13 protein-coding genes are annotated in these 14,963 nt (G+C 69.4%); 6 read left to right on the top strand and 7 right to left on the bottom strand.

Going from position 1 to position 14,963, the window contains the following annotated elements; translation table 11 throughout:
- The 4 genes from ACVJ6E_RS20425 to ACVJ6E_RS20440 form a co-directional block, all read right to left on the bottom strand.
- Complete coding sequence (locus ACVJ6E_RS20425) at positions 1-819, bottom strand: hypothetical protein (RefSeq protein ID WP_158592740.1); 819 nt, start codon at positions 817-819, stop codon at positions 1-3.
- Positions 816-1,886, bottom strand: coding sequence for a glycosyltransferase family 4 protein (locus ACVJ6E_RS20430; protein ID WP_120270301.1), 1,071 nt, complete (start codon positions 1,884-1,886; stop codon positions 816-818). Before ACVJ6E_RS20430 ends, ACVJ6E_RS20425 begins: the two co-directional genes overlap by 4 nt.
- Complete coding sequence (locus ACVJ6E_RS20435; protein ID WP_067223769.1) at positions 1,886-2,284, bottom strand: 6-pyruvoyl trahydropterin synthase family protein; 399 nt, start codon at positions 2,282-2,284, stop codon at positions 1,886-1,888. The genes ACVJ6E_RS20430 and ACVJ6E_RS20435 overlap by 1 nt, the downstream gene beginning before the upstream one ends.
- Before the next feature lie 114 nt (positions 2,285-2,398).
- Positions 2,399-3,430: a zinc-dependent alcohol dehydrogenase gene (locus tag ACVJ6E_RS20440; protein ID WP_120270721.1), complete on the bottom strand. Its 1,032-nt coding sequence runs from the start codon at positions 3,428-3,430 to the stop codon at positions 2,399-2,401.
- Between the two features lie 105 nt (positions 3,431-3,535).
- On the opposite strand from ACVJ6E_RS20440, the gene mdoH reads away from it, so the two are divergent.
- From mdoH to ACVJ6E_RS20460, 4 genes are all read left to right on the top strand, one after another.
- On the top strand, positions 3,536-5,431 hold the full coding sequence (gene mdoH / locus ACVJ6E_RS20445) for a glucans biosynthesis glucosyltransferase MdoH (protein ID WP_120270300.1): 1,896 nt from the start codon (positions 3,536-3,538) through the stop codon (positions 5,429-5,431).
- Positions 5,432-5,587: 156 nt separating this feature from the next.
- Complete coding sequence (locus ACVJ6E_RS20450; protein ID WP_120270299.1) at positions 5,588-6,082, top strand: hypothetical protein; 495 nt, start codon at positions 5,588-5,590, stop codon at positions 6,080-6,082.
- 57 nt (positions 6,083-6,139) lie between these two features.
- Positions 6,140-7,432 (top strand): CaiB/BaiF CoA transferase family protein, encoded by a 1,293-nt coding sequence (locus ACVJ6E_RS20455; RefSeq protein WP_120270298.1) that lies wholly within the window; start codon positions 6,140-6,142, stop codon positions 7,430-7,432.
- Complete coding sequence (locus ACVJ6E_RS20460; protein ID WP_120270297.1) at positions 7,429-9,060, top strand: thiamine pyrophosphate-binding protein; 1,632 nt, start codon at positions 7,429-7,431, stop codon at positions 9,058-9,060. The genes ACVJ6E_RS20455 and ACVJ6E_RS20460 overlap by 4 nt, the downstream gene beginning before the upstream one ends.
- Positions 9,061-9,087: 27 nt before the next feature.
- Here the strand turns inward: ACVJ6E_RS20460 and ACVJ6E_RS20465 are convergent, their stop codons facing one another.
- Positions 9,088-9,564, bottom strand: a complete 477-nt coding sequence (locus ACVJ6E_RS20465) for a DUF302 domain-containing protein (RefSeq protein WP_120270296.1) — start codon at positions 9,562-9,564, stop codon at positions 9,088-9,090.
- Between the two features lie 195 nt (positions 9,565-9,759).
- Positions 9,760-10,920 carry a YeeE/YedE family protein gene (locus ACVJ6E_RS20470; protein ID WP_120270295.1) on the bottom strand — a complete coding sequence of 387 codons (1,161 nt, stop codon included), beginning with the start codon at positions 10,918-10,920 and terminating at the stop codon, positions 9,760-9,762.
- A gap of 272 nt (positions 10,921-11,192) precedes the next feature.
- On the opposite strand from ACVJ6E_RS20470, the gene ACVJ6E_RS20475 reads away from it, so the two are divergent.
- On the top strand, positions 11,193-12,575 hold the full coding sequence (locus tag ACVJ6E_RS20475; protein WP_120270294.1) for a tetratricopeptide repeat protein: 1,383 nt from the start codon (positions 11,193-11,195) through the stop codon (positions 12,573-12,575).
- A 145-nt stretch (positions 12,576-12,720) separates the two neighbouring features.
- Positions 12,721-14,001 (top strand): OpgC domain-containing protein, encoded by a 1,281-nt coding sequence (locus ACVJ6E_RS20480; protein WP_120270293.1) that lies wholly within the window; start codon positions 12,721-12,723, stop codon positions 13,999-14,001.
- Positions 14,002-14,074: 73 nt separating this feature from the next.
- Here the strand turns inward: ACVJ6E_RS20480 and ACVJ6E_RS20485 are convergent, their stop codons facing one another.
- Positions 14,075-14,932, bottom strand: coding sequence for an alpha/beta fold hydrolase (locus ACVJ6E_RS20485; protein ID WP_120270292.1), 858 nt, complete (start codon positions 14,930-14,932; stop codon positions 14,075-14,077).
- Positions 14,933-14,963 lie beyond the last annotated feature (31 nt).

Raw genomic sequence — 14,963 nt, forward strand, 5'->3', positions numbered from 1 at the left:
CTAGCTGCGGGGCAGGGCGGCAAGGTCGAAATGGCCGACCCGGGTCACCAGCTCGCCTGCCCGGATCTGCTCCAGTCGCAGGGCCAGCCACGCCTCCAGGGCAGCGGCATCCGCGCCGGTCTCGCGTGCCGCCTGCGCCCAGCCTTCCACCAGCATCGTCTGGAATGCGGTTTCCCCCGGCAGCGCCTCCCAGTCGGCGGCCCCGTCCGTGACCTGCAGGCCCGCCTTGCGGAACGCGGCGGCGGCATGGGCATGGGCTTTCGGCCCCAGCGCCGGCCCGAAGCCCTTGTCGCTGCCCTGATGTGCCCGCATCGCCGCATGCACGGTCTCATCGAAGGGATGTTCCGGCTCCAGCTCCTGCCGCCCGTCATAGGTCAGCATGGCGAGGAACGGCAGCCCGCGCGTGGCCAGCGTCTCAGCCAGCCCGTCGATCCACTGCGCCGACACGAGGTCGAGAAAGGCGGAGGTGGTCACCGCGTCGATCCCGTCCAGCAGCCCTGCCGGGAGCCCCGGCGCCAGGTCCGCCGCGACGATCTCCGCCGCCAGTCCGTCGCGTTCGGCCATGTCTGCGGCCAGCGCCATCAGCGCTGGATCGTGCTCGGCAAGGCGCCAGCTGGTGGGAAAGCGCAGATGCGGGTGCAGCGCGCGCATCGTCGCGCCGGTTCCCGCGCCAAGGTCGAGGATCACCAGCGGCGCGTCGCCCTTCCTGCGCGCCCGCGCCTCCAGATGATCGAGAAAGGCCTCGCGTACCTCCGCGTTGCGGGCCCGCAGGTCCGCCGGTTCGCGTGCCGAAAGCCAGTCGCCGGAAAAGCCGCTCATCTTGCAATCTCCGCAATCAGGGCAGCCAGCCGCCGGGCCTGGTCCTGCCAGCCCGGTAGGCCCTGCGCATGGGCGCGCGCCGCCTGTGCCATGGTTTCGGTGCGCTGCGGATCGTTCGCCAGCTGCCGGATCGCCGCGCCCACGTCGTCCGCGTCGCCGGTCTTGCACAGGATGCCTGCCGCACCCGGAACGGTGTCGCGTACCGCGCCGGTGCCGGTCGCGATGACGGGAAGGCCATGCGCCATCGCCTCGACGAAGGCCATGCCGTAGCCCTCGTAGAGCGTGGTCAAGGCAAACGCATCCGTCTCGGCATAAAGCGCCTCGAGCGCCGCCTTCGGCAGGGCGCCGTGCAGGCGCACCTGCCGCGACAGGCCGAGCCGGTCGATCTCCGCGCGCACCCGGCTCGCGTGGGCGGGGTCGAGTTCGGCGCTGCCGGCGATATCGAGGGTGATCCGCGTGTCGCCAAGGCCGGCAAGGGCTGCCAGCAGCGTGGGATGATCCTTGCGCGGCACCAGCGAGCCGACGCACAGCAGCCGGAACGGATCGCCCGGTTGCCGGCGGATCCGAGTGGGCAGCGGCGGCAGGACAAGGCCCGGTTCCAGCACGCTCACCCGCTCGTTGGCGACGCCGAATTCGGCGATGACGGCGGCGGCGGTGGCCGCGCTTGTCGTCACCACATGGCGCGCCAGTGCCAGAGCCCGGCGCTCGCTGGCATGCAGCTCCGCCGCCCGGTCTGCGGGCACGCCGCTCTCATGGGCCAGCGGATGGTGGACGAGGGCGATCAGGCGCAGCCGCTGGGCATGCGGCGCGGCGATGGCGTCCATCACGCCGAAGGCCAGCCCGTCGATCATCACCGCCTCGCCATCGGCAAGGCCGGCGAGAAGGCGTTCGCCGGCTTCAAGCGTGGCCGGCGAGGGCGCAGGGTAGCCCTCGCCGAGCGTCAGCGCGGTTGCCTCGACGCCGATGGCGGCCAGGGCCGCGAGCAGCTCGCGGTCGTAGACATAGCCGCCGGTCGGCGTCTCCAGCCGGCCCGGATAGAGAAAGGTGAGCCGGGCTGCGGCCGTCATCAGATCTTGCCTTCGTACCAGGCCCGTGCGGCATGAGACTCGTGCAGCGTCACCCGGATCGAGGCGAGCTCGCTGCCCGGACGGCCGAGACGGTTCTCGCGCGCGGCCTTGGCCAGCGCGTCGAAGATGTGACGGCTCAGGAACTCGGTGGTCGTGTTCTTGCCCTTGAACTCCGGCACGTCGTCGAGATTGCGGTAGTTCAGCGGCGTCAGCGTTTCCTTGAGCACTTCGTGCGCACGGCCGATGTCGATGACGATGCCGTTCTCGTCGAGCTCCTGCGAAAAGAACGCGGCGTCGACCACGAAGGTCGCACCGTGCAGCTGCTGCGCGGGGCCGAAGACGTCGCCCTTGAACGAATGGGCGATCATGATGTGGTCGCGGACTTCGACGGCATGCATGTGTCGGGATCTCCTGTTGGAACCGGGCGGACGCTCTTCTGGTCTGAGGACGATACGCAAGGCGGCCGCATCCGGGTCGGTGCGGCGCGCATGTGACGTCAAATTGCGCCGACTTCAGGGCGCGGCAGCCGGTCCGTCGTTGTTTTGCACGTCGTTTTCCGCCCCATGGCGGATCGGCTGCGCCAGCACCGGCACCCGGCCGGCGAAGATGTCCGGCAGCCGCTCGGCGGCCTGCGCGATGGAAATCGGCGGCGAAATCAGCGTATCGAGCGCCGGGTCACACAGAAGTGACAGGGCGGTCTCCATGCGCCGGCGATAGGTCCAGCGCGCCTGCCGGTCGGGCGGCAGGCTGCCGACCTGGCTGGAACGCAGCGTCAGCCGCCGGCTGTGGAAGCCGCCGCCCAGATGCGCGGTCACCGGCTTGGCGCCATACCAGCTCATCTCCACCACCTTCGCCTCGCGTCCGGCCAGCGAAAGTGCGGTGTCGAGGCCGGACGGGTGGCCCGAGGTGTGAAAGACGAGGTCCTGGTCGAGCGGGGCATCGCCCGGCAGGGCGAAGGCTGCGCCCAAGGCATGCGCATGGCGTTCCTTCGCCGGATCGGTGTCGACCACGGTGACCCGCGTGCCGGGCAGGCGGGCGGCCAGATAGGCGACCAGCAGCCCGACGACCCCGCCGCCGACCACGGCAACGTGATCTCCCGGTGAGGCGCCGCCGTCCCATAACCCGTTGAGCGCGGTTTCCATATTGGCCGCCAGGATCGCCCGCCGCGCGGGCACGCCGGCAGGAATCTTCACGGCGGCGGAACCGGAGACGGTGAAGTGAGTTTGATGAGGATGGAGAACGAAAACGGTTTCGCCGGTTCGCGCCGGATCGCCCTCGACGATTTCGCCGACACAGGCGTAGCCATATTTGACCGGAAAGGGGAAATCCCCCTCCTGGAAGGGTGCGCGCATGCGCTGCCATTCGCTTTCCGGCACCGCTCCGGTGAAGACGAGGCGCTCGGTACCAAGGCTGATGCCGCTCCACAAGGTGCGCACCAGAACCTCGCCCTCAGCCGGCCTCCGTACTTCTTGCAGGCGCAGTTCCAGCGTCTCCGGGCCCGTGGTCCAGAGTGCTTGTGCATCGCAAGAAAATTTATTTGGCATGCTGCGCTGCGTCACAAATCCTCCTTAGTCCGAGGCAACGTATAGCGCAACAGAAGGGGCTGGGCATCCGCTATCGCCGACCATCTGTTTACGAGGCTGTGTTTCATGTTCCAGAGCAGGTTGCCGACTTACCTCACACCGGATTCCTCCGGCACCGGCGTCATTGCGCCGTCCCCGGACCTTCACCAGGCTGCGCCCGCAGATGCCGCAAGGCTCGCGCGCCGGCGCGCCGTTTTCGCCACTCTCGTCCTCGCCTCCATGGCCGGATTGACCACGTTGCTGGGCATCGCCTTTTCCGGCGACGGCGGCGTCACCTGGGCCGAGTGGCTGATGATCGCCTGCTTCCTGCTGACCTTGCCCTGGACGGCAATCGGCTTCTGGAACGCGGTGGTCGGCCTTGCGGTCATGCGCCTGTCGCGCGACCCGCTGGCCACCGTCTCGACCCTGCGCCCGGGTGATGTCACCCGCGACAGCACGTCGTCGACCGCGATCCTGTCCTGCATCCGCAACGAGGATGTCGACGATGTCGCCGCCTCGCTCGATGCGATGGCCGCCGATCTCGTGCGCTCCGGCCGGTCCGCCGGCTTCACGCTCTATGTCCTCAGCGACACCAATGTCGAGGAGATCGCCGGCCGCGAGGAGCGCGCCTTCGCCGAGCTCGCCGCGCGCTGGGAGGGCCGTCTGCCGGTTCTCTACCGCCGCCGGTCGGAGAACCCCGGCTTCAAGGCCGGCAACATCCGCGACTTCCTGGACCGCTGGGGCGCGGCGCACGACTATGCGATCGTGCTCGATGCCGACAGCTTCATGTCGGCCAGGACCATGCTTGACATGGTCGCGCGCATGGATGCCAACCCGCGCGTCGGCATCCTGCAGACGCTCGTCGTCGGCATGCCGACCACCAGCGCCTTCGCCCGCATTTTCCAGTTCGGCATGCGTCTCGGCATGCGCTCCTACACGCTGGGCAGCGCCTGGTGGCAGGGCGATTGCGGTCCCTATTGGGGCCACAACGCGATCCTGCGCGTCGCGCCCTTCGCCGAGCATTGCCACCTGCCCAAGCTCCCGGGCAAGGGGCCGCTGTCCGGCTGGGTGCTGAGCCACGACCAGGTCGAGGCGGTCCTGATGCGCCGTGCCGGCTACGAGGTGCGCGTACTTCCGGTCGAAAGCGAAAGCTTCGAGGAGAACCCGCCCAACATGCTGGAGTTCATCCGCCGCGAGCTGCGCTGGTGCCAGGGCAATCTCCAGTACATCAAGCTGCTCGGCCTGCCGGATCTCAAGCCGGTCAGCCGTATCCAGCTGGTGCTGGCTATCCTGATGTTCGTCTCCGCCCCCGCCTGGCTCACCTTCATGGTCACCGGTGCATCGCTGGTTGCCTTCGGCAGCGGCGAGCTGATCCGCTTCGACCTGACGGCCGGCTTTGCGCTGTTCCTCATCGTCATGACGATGATCTTCGCGCCGAAGATCGCGACCTTCCTCGACATTCTTGCCGACCGGAAGCTGCGCAACGCCTTCGGCGGCGGTCTGCGGGTGACGGCAAGCTGGGTCGCCGAGCTGGTCTTCTCCATGCTGATGGCGCCGATCGTCGCCGTCGCCGTGACCCTGTTCGTCGCCGGCCTGCCCTTCGGCAAGGCCATCGGCTGGGGCGCGCAGATCCGCGACAACCGCACCCTGCCGCTCGGCCTGTGCGCATCCAAGCTGTGGCCGCAGACCCTGTTCGGTCTTGCCGGCTTCACCTTTGCGTTCACCGTGACGCCGGATCTGGTCTGGCCGCTGCTGCCGGTCATCCTCGGTCCGTTCCTGGCCGTGCCGCTTGCCCGCCTGACCTCGGGCGAGACCGCCGGCCGCTTGGCGCTCGCCTCGCATCTGTGGCGCCTGCCGGAAGAGGTCACGCCGGCCGAGTGCCTGTTGCCGCTGCGTCTTCCCGCCCATGCCTCGCTCGGCGTCTCCTTCGGCGGGGCGCATGGCGGCGCCATGGCGCCGGATCTCGCCCGCGTCGACGGCTGAGCTCGGCTCTTGCGTCCCGGCGGATCACTCCGGCCTCTCGCCGTGGTGATCCGCCGTGCCCATCCTGTCGCGGGCCGTTGATTTGAGCGGATCGCGCCTTTGCGTCACTTTGTCCCTGCCGCCGGGCGCGCCGCCCGGCCACGGGAGACAGATGCCATGCAATCTCACGCCGCCCCGGCCGACGCCGCTGTCCGCTTCTTTCCGCCGCTCACCCTGGCAACCTTCGTCACCGCGCTCATCGCTGGCGTGCTTGCCGACGGCACCTGGGAGATCTGGGCAAGGGTGATCACGCCGCTATGGGTCGGCGGTCCGCTGCAGCCGGCAGCCCTCGTCCAGTCGGTTTTCGGCTTCAGCAGTTTCGCGCTTGCCGAGGCGATCCACCTCGTCGTCGGCGTGGTGTTCTATCCGCTCGGCTATCTCTTCATCGCAAAGCCCATCGCCGACCGCTTCCTGCCGTTCTTGCCCTGGCCCGTCGTGGCGCTGGGCTATGGAGTTGGACTGTGGGTCTTCGCGCTCTACATCATGGCGCATCTGTTCGCCGGCCTGCCGCCTTTCCTGAACTTCATCACCTTGACCTGGGCTTCGCTCATCGGTCACCTCCTGTTCGGGCTGGTCGTCGGCATCGTGGTGCGCTGGCGGATGCCGGCATGAGCCGTCCCCGTTCCGGCCTCCGCCGTTCCTGTCGCCCCTGTTCCCTAACGAGGTGAAATGACGTCGTCCGATACCGCTTCTTCCCCTGCCGATCCGGCTCCCGGCGGCAGGGGGCCGCTTGCCGGAGTGAAGGTGCTCGACCTGTCCCGCATCCTCGCCGGCCCCACTGCCACCCAGCTGCTCGGCGATCTCGGTGCCGATGTGGTCAAGATCGAGCGGCCCGGCAGCGGCGACGACACCCGCGGCTGGGGACCGCCCTTCCTGCGCGATGCGGACGGCAACGAGACCCGCGAAAGCGCTTATTACCTCTCTTCCAACCGCAACAAGCGTTCGCTCGCCGTCGACCTGTCGAGCGAGGAGGGCATTGCCCTGGTGCGCCGGTTGGTGCGCTGCGCCGATGTGCTGGTGGAGAATTTCAAGGTCGGCGACCTTGCCCGCCGCGGCCTCGGCTACGAGGCGCTGTCGGCGGAAAATCCCGGCCTCGTCTATTGCTCGATCTCCGGCTTCGGTCAGGACGGCCCCTATGCGCACCGGGCCGGCTACGACTTTCTCATCCAGGGCATGGGCGGGCTGATGTCGCTCACCGGCCGGCCGGATGCGGAAGGCGGCGAGCCGACCAAGGCGGGCGTCGGCATCGCCGACGTCATGTGCGGCATGTACGCGTCCAGCGCCATCCTCGCCGCGCTGCATCACCGCAGCGCCACCGGCGAGGGCCAGCATCTCGACATCGCCCTGTTCGACACCCAGGTCGCTTGGCTGATCAACCAGGGCGTCGCCTGTCTCACTGACGGCAACGTGCCGCCGCGCCGGGGCAATGCCCATCCCACCATCGTGCCCTACAACGCCTATCCGGCGCGCGACGGGTCCTTCATCCTCGCCGTCGGCAACGATGCGCAATTCGCCCGCTTCTGCGAGGTGGCAGGCAAACCGGAGCTTGCCAGCGACCCGCGCTTTGCGCGCAACGCCGACCGGGTGCGCAACCGGCTGGAGCTGGAGCCGGAGGTTGAGCGGCTGACGGTGACCCGCGACCGGGCCGACTGGATCGCCGCGCTGGAGGCGGTCGGCGTGCCCTGCGGCCCGATCAACGATGTCGGCGAGGTCTTCGCCGATCCGCAGGCCTTGCATCGCGGCATGCGCATCGAGATGGAGCACCCCGTGAGCCGCGACGGACGCGTCGCGCTGATCGGCAACCCGCTGAAGCTCTCGCGCACGCCCGTCACCTATCGCCGTGCGCCGCCGCGCCTTGGCGAGGGCGGTGGCGAAGCGCTGGCCGAATGGCTCGGAGAGGACGACAATGGCATCCGGGCGCTCGCGGAAAGCGGCGCCATCGTGCTGGCGGAGACGGAATGAGCGGGACGGGAGCGGACTTCATCGCCGCAAAGCTGCGGCAGGCCGGCTGCACCCATGCCTTCGGCATGCCGGGCGGCGAGGTGCTGGCGCTGATGGGCGCGCTTGAGGAGGCGGGCATCGCCTTCCAGCTGGTCAAGCACGAGAATGCCGGCGGCTTTATGGGCGAGGGCGTCTGGCATGCGCAGGCCCGCGCCAGGCGCGAGGCGCCCGCCGTCCTGCTCGCCACCCTCGGGCCCGGCGTTGCCAACGCGGTCAACGTGGTCGCCAACGCGCTGCAGGACCGGGTGCCTCTCGTCTTCCTGACCGGCTGCGTCGATGCCGGCGAGGCGGAAACCTACACCCATCAGGTCTTCGACCATGGCGCCCTGTTGCGCCCGGTGGTCAAGGCGAGCTTCCGCGCCGCCCCCGGCGCGCTCGGGGCGATGATGGACAAGGCGATCCTCACCGCGCTGGAAGGCCAGCCTGGTCCGGTCCATGTCGATGTGCCCATCGGTGTCGCGGAAGGCGCCTGCGGGGAGGTGCTCCACCCCCTGCCGCCGCGCGTGTCGCCGCGCGATCTTGCGCCGACCGGCCCTACGCTGGAGGCGGCGCGCGCGCTGCTTGCACGCGCCGAGCGTCCCATCGCCATCGCCGGCGTCGATGCGGTCAACGAGGATGCGGGAGCGGCTGTCGCCGCCTTCTGCCGGGCTCATAACGTGCCGCTCATTACCAGCTACAAGGCCAAGGGCCTGCTCGACGAGGCCGATCCGCTGGCGCTCGGCGGCGCCGGCCTGTCGCCGCGCGCCGACGCACATCTGTTGCCGCTGCTGGCGGCTTCCGACTGCATCCTGCTTCTCGGCTACGACCCGATCGAGATGCGCATCAACTGGCGAAACCCGTGGCCGGCCGATGCGCCGGTGGTGGAAATCGCAGCCAGCCCGCGCCGGCACGGCATGCATGCCGTCCGTCATCTCCTGCCCTGCGGGGTTGCGCCGGCGCTTGCCGCCTTGGGTGAGGGGCTTGCGCCGCGCGCCACCTGGCCGGGCGGGGAGATTGCGGCCGCGCGCGCAGCGCTTGCCGCCCAGTTCTCACCCGAGCCCTCTGGTTGGGGTCCGGCCGCCGTGTTCCATACCCTGCGGGACGTCTTGCCGGCTGAGACGGTGGCGACTGCCGACAGCGGCGCCCATCGCATCCTCGTTTCACAGGTCTGGCGTGCCGGCTTCCCGCGCGCCATGCTGCAGTCGTCGGCCCTGTGCACCATGGCCTGCGCCCTGCCGCTCGGCATCGGCCATGCCATCGCCGAGCCCGAGCGTCCGGTCGTCGTCTTCGTCGGCGATGCGGGGTTGGAGATGGGGCTCGGCGAGCTCGCCACCTTGCGCGACCTCGGCCTGCCGGTTCTGGTCTGCGTTCTGGTCGACGAGAGCCTTGCCCTCATCGAGCTGAAGCAGCGCGCCAGCCAGCGCCCCAATGTCGGCGTCGACTTTGCGGGCACGGACTTTCCGGCCCTTGCCCGCGCGCTCGGCGGCCACGGTGTGTGGGTGGACGATGCCGAAACGCTCGCCCGCGAGGCGCAGGCGGCACTTTCCCGCGACACCTACACCCTGCTCGCCTGCCGCATCGGCCGGCGCGCCTATGACGGCAAGTTCTGAGGGACGCCGGAACAGCGGCGCGCGGCCTCACTCTTTGGCTGCCGCCCGCTCGCCGATTGTCCGGAAGATGACGTCGAGTTCTCCGGCGAGGGCCGCCAGATCCTCGCCGCCTTCCTCCATGTAGGGAGCGAAGACCCGGCTCGGCTCCTTCCACGAGAGCGTCGCCGTTCCCTCTGCGGTCTCCGTGACATAGAAGCGGATCGGCGCCTCGATGCCGGCAGCAATGCTGGCCTTCAGCATCCGCCGGGCGAAGTCGTTGCGATAGACGCCGATCACCCGGTTGCCCGGGATGGTGATGCCCTGCATAGCCGCCCCGTCGGAGGCGCTCGCCTGCGTCACCAGCCCCATCTTTTCCGCCGCGACCGCGTCTTTCAGCCGCTCGACCAATTCGGCGAAGCCGTGCTGCGTCTCGATCACCGTCCAGCCCGGGCGCGGGGCGATCTGCGCATGCGCGGTGGCGGCAAGCAGCGGCAGCAGGGTGAGGCAAAGCAGCAGCGGGCGCATCGGTTCGGCTCCGGTCGCAAGGAGTGAAAGAGCCTTGAGCCTAGCCCGTGCACGCCGCCCGCGCCCTGCACGAGCGCTTGAGCCGCGATCACGATTGTCGGAGCCTCCCGGCATTCCGTGGCGGAGGCACCAAAGCAAAAGGGCCGGAACGCGTAGCGCGTCCCGGCCCTCGTGCCTATGTCGTGCCTGGCTGTCTCAGCCCATGCCGAGCTTCAGGCGGAGGCGCGTGCCGACCAGGCTTCCCATGAAGCCGAAGACCAGCCACAGCCAGCCGTGCAGCGAGCCGGAGGCGATGCCGCCGAGATAGGCGCCGATGTTGCAGCCATAGGCGAGCCTTGCGCCGTAGCCCATCAACAGGCCGCCGAGGATCGCGGTCGCAAGGTCGCGGCCCGACAGCTTCCACACCGGCGCATACTTGCTGGCGAGCGCTGCGGCCGCCATGGCGCCGAACAGGATGCCGAAATTCATCACCGAGGTCGCATCGGCGAAGACCGAGGCCTCCAGCGCGCCCTTCTGCCACTGCCAGTAAGGCCAGTCGGTGACGGTCACACCGAGGCCCTGCAGGATCTTGGCGCCCCACAGCGCAAAGCCCGAGGTGATGCCCCAGGGGCGGCCGAGCACGATGAAGGTGGCGATGCCGACCAGCGCGATGGCGATCGCGCCGAGGGCCAGCGACCACGGGCCGGTCAGGAACGAGACGGTGGCGCGCGGCTCGGCAAGGCTACCATGCGCACGCTTTTCCATCCGTACGCTCCACAGCGCGATCAGCGCCAGCACGGCGGCGGTCGCGGCATAGGCGCCGAGCGGGCCGAACTCGCTCACCAGGGAGACCGCCGGCAGCTTGGGCAATTGGCCCCACAGGTGCATGTGCGGGGTCGCGGCGACCGAGCCGGCGATGAAGGCCGCCAGCGTCACCATCATGCGGGTCGAGCCGCCGCCGGCGGTGAACAGCGTGCCGGAGGCGCAGCCGCCGCCCAGCTGCATGCCGACGCCGAAGGCGAAGGCGCCGATGGCCGCGGCGATGCCGAAGGGAAACACGAAGCCGCCGGTCGGCATGCCGAAGGAGGCGCCCCAGGCGATCAGCGGGAAGGAGACCGCGGAGGTCAGCAGGATCAGCAGGAACTGGGCCCGCAATCCGCCGCCGCGCTTTTCCGTCACCAGCCGGCGCCAGGCCGCGGTGAAGCCGAAGCTGGCGTGGTAGAGCGCAAGACCGGCGAAGCCGCCGATCACGACGGCGGCACCGAGCCGCCAGCCGCCGGCATTGGCGGCGAGCACGGCAACGCTCGCAAGGCCGGCGAGCGAAAGCGCCAGCACGTTGCGGTTGGGGCCGGAAAGGGTTTGGGCGAGGCTTGTCATGATCCTCATCTAGCGCGAGCGCGAGCGTTTGCGAAAGGTATCGCATTCCACGACCGGGCGCCTCGGCGCAAATCGGGTTCCGCCATTTCGCCTTCTTTGGAAGATACGTCTCCTGACGGGGAGTGCTGTACACGCCGGCCGCAAGCTTTTGTGTTTTGCTTGTCATCGGAGCGGGCGGGACACTGCTGGGGCTGACAGGACCCACGTCCGCTGCCCGGCTTTCATCGCCGGTCTGCGGCAGGCGGCTTCAAGGCCGCCGGCAGGATGCGACGATGACACTCACCGACGCCTATGGCTACCCGCTCACCCTTTCCCATGCCGGCGCGTTGACGCCCTGGCGGGGAGTGGTGCGCGCTTTCCTCTCCCACGGCTGCGCGACGCCCGATCTCGTTGCCGAGACGCTGCGCCTTGCCCCGGACTTCGCCTTCGGCCACGCCGCCCACGGCCTCTTCTGCATGCTGCTCGGCCGGCGCGAGCTGGTCGCCGTTGCCGCCGAGGATCTGGAGCGCGCGCGCACCGCCTCGGCCGCCGTCGGGGTCAGCCCGCGCGAGGCCGCCGTGGTCAATGCGCTCGGCGACTGGCTCGCCGGCCATCCCGCCCGCGCGGCCGCCCGGCTGGATGCGGCCCTTGCCGATCATCCGGCCGACCCTCTCCTGATGAAGCTCGTCCACGCCATCCACTTCGTGCTGGGCGATGCCGGCGGCATGCGTCGCTCGCTGGCCGGCGTCGAGCAGGCCTTCGACGCCGATCATCCCGAGCGCGGCTACTTCCTCGGCTGCCAGGCCTTCGCGCTGGAGGAGACGGGCGACTACGCGCTTGCCGAGCGTCTCGGCCGCGAGGCCGTGGCGCTTGCGCCGGACGATGCCTGGGGCCTGCATGCGGTCGCCCATGTCTACGACATGACCGCGCGGGCGGAGGAGGGGCGCGCCTGGCTGGAGGCCAACACCGCCGCCTTCTCCCACTGCAACAACTTCCGCTTTCACGTCTGGTGGCACCTGGCGCTGATGTATCTGGAGCGCGGCGACATCACCCGCGTGCTGGAGCTCTACGACGAGGAAATCCGCGCTGAGCGCACCGACGATTATCGCGACATCTCCAACGCGGCCTCGCTCCTGGTGCGGCTGGAGATCGAGGGCGTCAATGTCGGCGGCCGCTGGGACGAGCTCGCCCGCCTTGCCGAGGCGCGGGTCGACGACCGCTGCAACATCTTTGCCGACCTTCACTACATGCTGTCGCTGGAAGGCGGCGACCGGCGCGAGGCCGCCGACGCGATGATCGCCTCCATGGGCGCCCATGCGGGGGAGGAGACCGACATGGGCCGCATCGCCGCCGCCGCCGGCATGCCGGCCGTCCTCGGTCTGGAGGCCTGGGCACGCGGCAACTACTTCTCCGCCTTCCGCCATCTCGACCGTGCCCGCCCGCAGCTCTTTCGCATTGGCGGCAGCCACGCGCAGCGCGACGTGTTCGAGCGGCTGGCCATCGAGGCGGCGCTGCGCGCCGGCCTTTGCATCGATGCGGAACGGCTTTTGCGCGAGCGCGTTACCCTTCGTGGCGGGATCGACCGCTTTGCGGAGGTCCGGCTGGAACGGGCCGAGCGGATGCGCCGGGCCACCCGCCTGATGCAGGACGAGGCGCTGCGGGCGATCCCGGCGTGAGCGGTATGGGAAAACCGCGGGAATTCGGTGCAGCCAGGCATGCCTGGGGTTGTTCTGCCCTTATTGGGCCATGATCGGCGGGTGAAAGAACCCGCCTCGCCGGCAGGCTCGCCGGCGGCAGGAAGAGGATCTTCTGCTCGTGAACATGCATGTTTCGCCGGCCCTTAGCCCCCCGCGTCCGCGCGATCCAAGGCTCGATTTCTTTCGCGGCCTCGGCATGTTCATCATCTTCGTGGCGCATCTGCCGGGCAACACCTGGACGCTGTGGATCCCGGCCCGTTTCGGCTTTTCCGACGCGACCGAGATCTTCGTCTTCTGTTCCGGCATGGCCTCGGCACTCGCTTTCGGCAAGGTCTTCGACCAGCACGGCTGGCTGATGGGCGTCGCGCGCACCGGCCACCGGATCTGGCAGGTCTATTTCGCCCATGTCTGCCAGTTCCTGGTCATCGCCGCCGGTCTCGTGTGGATCCAGCAAAGCGGCTATCTGTCGGAGTGCTGCGGCCTGAGCGAGGACTATGTCGCCTCGCTCAACCTGTGGCCCTTCTTCGAGCAGACGGGCGAGGCGCTGCCGGGCCTGCTGATCCTCACCTATGTGCCGAACTATTTCGACATCCTGCCGATGTACATCGTCATCCTGGCCCTGATGCCGGTGGTGATGGCCTTCTCCCGCATCTCGCGGTGGGCCGTGTTCGCCCTGATGGCCGGTCTCTGGCTGGCAGCGGGGCAGGGGTTGCTCGATCTCCCGGCCGAGCCCTGGTCGGACCGGCCCTGGTTCTTCAATCCCTTCGCCTGGCAGCTCGTCTTCTTCACCGGCTTCGCCTTCATGCGCGGCTGGATCCCGGCTCCCCCGGTCTCGGCGGCGCTGGTCGCCCTGTCGGCGGTCGTCGTGCTGGCCTCCGTGCCCTTCGCCTGGCACGTCGCCTACAACGAAGTGCCGGAATTCCTCGCCGTTCGCGACGCGATCACGCCGCTGTGGGACAAGACCACCTTCGGTGCCTTCCGCTACCTGCACTTCCTTGCGCTGGCCTATCTCGCCTGGGTGGCGGTCGGCGCGGGCGGCGCGCGCCTGCTTGCGGAAAATCTCTGGGGCCGTTTCGTGAATGTCGTGCGGAAGGTCGGCCAGCAGTCGCTCGCCGTCTTCCTGGCCAGCCTGGTGCTGGCCCAGGCCATCGGCATCCTGCGCGACATGGCCTGGGGCCGCGGCGATCCGCTGGCCGAGTTCCTGGCCAATATGGGTGGCTTCGCCGGCCTGATTGCCGTTGCCTATCTCGTCTCCTGGTACAAGAAGCAGCCCTGGCGCCGCTCGCCCGCCGGAAAGTCTGGGCCGGGGCCGAAGTCCTCCGACGGCGGCTCGGCCAGATCCGAGCGCAGCCCGGCCGCCCGTGCCTCGCAGCCGGCCCGGACCGATCCGGCCATGACGAACTAGGAAAGATCGGCCGGGCGGGGCGAGGATATCCCGCCCGCCCGGCCCGGTCCTGATTTTGGCGCCAGCTTCAGCCTCAACCGGTCCAGCCGCGCCGCTGCGCGATCAGCTGCCAGCCCTGCTCCACCCATTCGGCGCGAATGCTGTGCCCGCCCGCATGCAGGCAGACTTCCAGAAGACCCGGACCCGCGCTCGCCTCCTGCAGCTGGCAGGATAGGCCCTGCGCCGGTGCCTCTTGCGGAAACGCGGGTGCAAGCCCCGCCTGCCGCTGCCACAGGGCAAGGCTCTTGGCGACGTCCGACTGCCGCCAGTGCTCGCCGATGGCCCGGCCCTCCAGCGGCACCGTCTGGTCCGCCGTGCCGTGCACATGCACCAGCATCGGCACGGGCGAGGGGCAGGCCTCCGGCACCGGATCCCAGAACGCTCCGGCCACCGCCACATATCCGGCGAAGAGCTCGCCCTCGCGGCAGGCGATGTTCCAGGCCATCGAACCGCCCATCGAAAAGCCGGTCAGCACGGTCTTCTCGCCGGCAATGCCGAAGCGGTCCTTCAGATCCGCCGCCAGCGCCCGGAAGAAGGCGAACTCGTCGCGCAGTTGCCGGGGCGCGCCGGGATAGGACCAGGTGCCGCCTTCCCCTTGCGGGGCGACGAAGGCAACGCCCAGCCGGTCGGCAAGCCGCGCCCAGGCGCTGTTGCGCATCTCGGCTTCTGCCGAGCCGCGCCAGCCGTGCAGAAAGATGATCGCTCCCTTGGGCGCTCCGCCTTGCGGCAGGCGGATGCGGTATTCGCCCCCCGCAATGGTGCAGGGTGTCTCGATGCCGCAGCCCGGTGCGGTGCCGGCGGAGGCGGCAGGGGGGACTGAGAGCACCAGGCCGCTCAGAACGGCGGCGGCGAGCGGGGGGAAGCGGCGTGCGAAAGAGGCGGGACGGAACATCGGCAACTCCCGGCAGGACGGATGCGGGCCC

This window comes from Stappia sp. G46H5W (assembly GCF_058448995.1).

Coding starts and splice junctions, on each gene's coding strand:
- ACVJ6E_RS20425 (WP_158592740.1), bottom strand. CDS start 819: ATGAGCGGCTTTTCCGGCGACTGGCTTTCGGCACGCGAACCGGCGGAC.
- ACVJ6E_RS20430 (WP_120270301.1), bottom strand. CDS start 1,886: ATGACGGCCGCAGCCCGGCTCACCTTTCTCTATCCGGGCCGGCTGGAG.
- ACVJ6E_RS20435 (WP_067223769.1), bottom strand. CDS start 2,284: ATGCATGCCGTCGAAGTCCGCGACCACATCATGATCGCCCATTCGTTC.
- ACVJ6E_RS20440 (WP_120270721.1), bottom strand. CDS start 3,430: ATGCCAAATAAATTTTCTTGCGATGCACAAGCACTCTGGACCACGGGC.
- mdoH (WP_120270300.1), top strand. CDS start 3,536: ATGTTCCAGAGCAGGTTGCCGACTTACCTCACACCGGATTCCTCCGGC.
- ACVJ6E_RS20450 (WP_120270299.1), top strand. CDS start 5,588: ATGCAATCTCACGCCGCCCCGGCCGACGCCGCTGTCCGCTTCTTTCCG.
- ACVJ6E_RS20455 (WP_120270298.1), top strand. CDS start 6,140: ATGACGTCGTCCGATACCGCTTCTTCCCCTGCCGATCCGGCTCCCGGC.
- ACVJ6E_RS20460 (WP_120270297.1), top strand. CDS start 7,429: ATGAGCGGGACGGGAGCGGACTTCATCGCCGCAAAGCTGCGGCAGGCC.
- ACVJ6E_RS20465 (WP_120270296.1), bottom strand. CDS start 9,564: ATGCGCCCGCTGCTGCTTTGCCTCACCCTGCTGCCGCTGCTTGCCGCC.
- ACVJ6E_RS20470 (WP_120270295.1), bottom strand. CDS start 10,920: ATGACAAGCCTCGCCCAAACCCTTTCCGGCCCCAACCGCAACGTGCTG.
- ACVJ6E_RS20475 (WP_120270294.1), top strand. CDS start 11,193: ATGACACTCACCGACGCCTATGGCTACCCGCTCACCCTTTCCCATGCC.
- ACVJ6E_RS20480 (WP_120270293.1), top strand. CDS start 12,721: ATGCATGTTTCGCCGGCCCTTAGCCCCCCGCGTCCGCGCGATCCAAGG.
- ACVJ6E_RS20485 (WP_120270292.1), bottom strand. CDS start 14,932: ATGTTCCGTCCCGCCTCTTTCGCACGCCGCTTCCCCCCGCTCGCCGCC.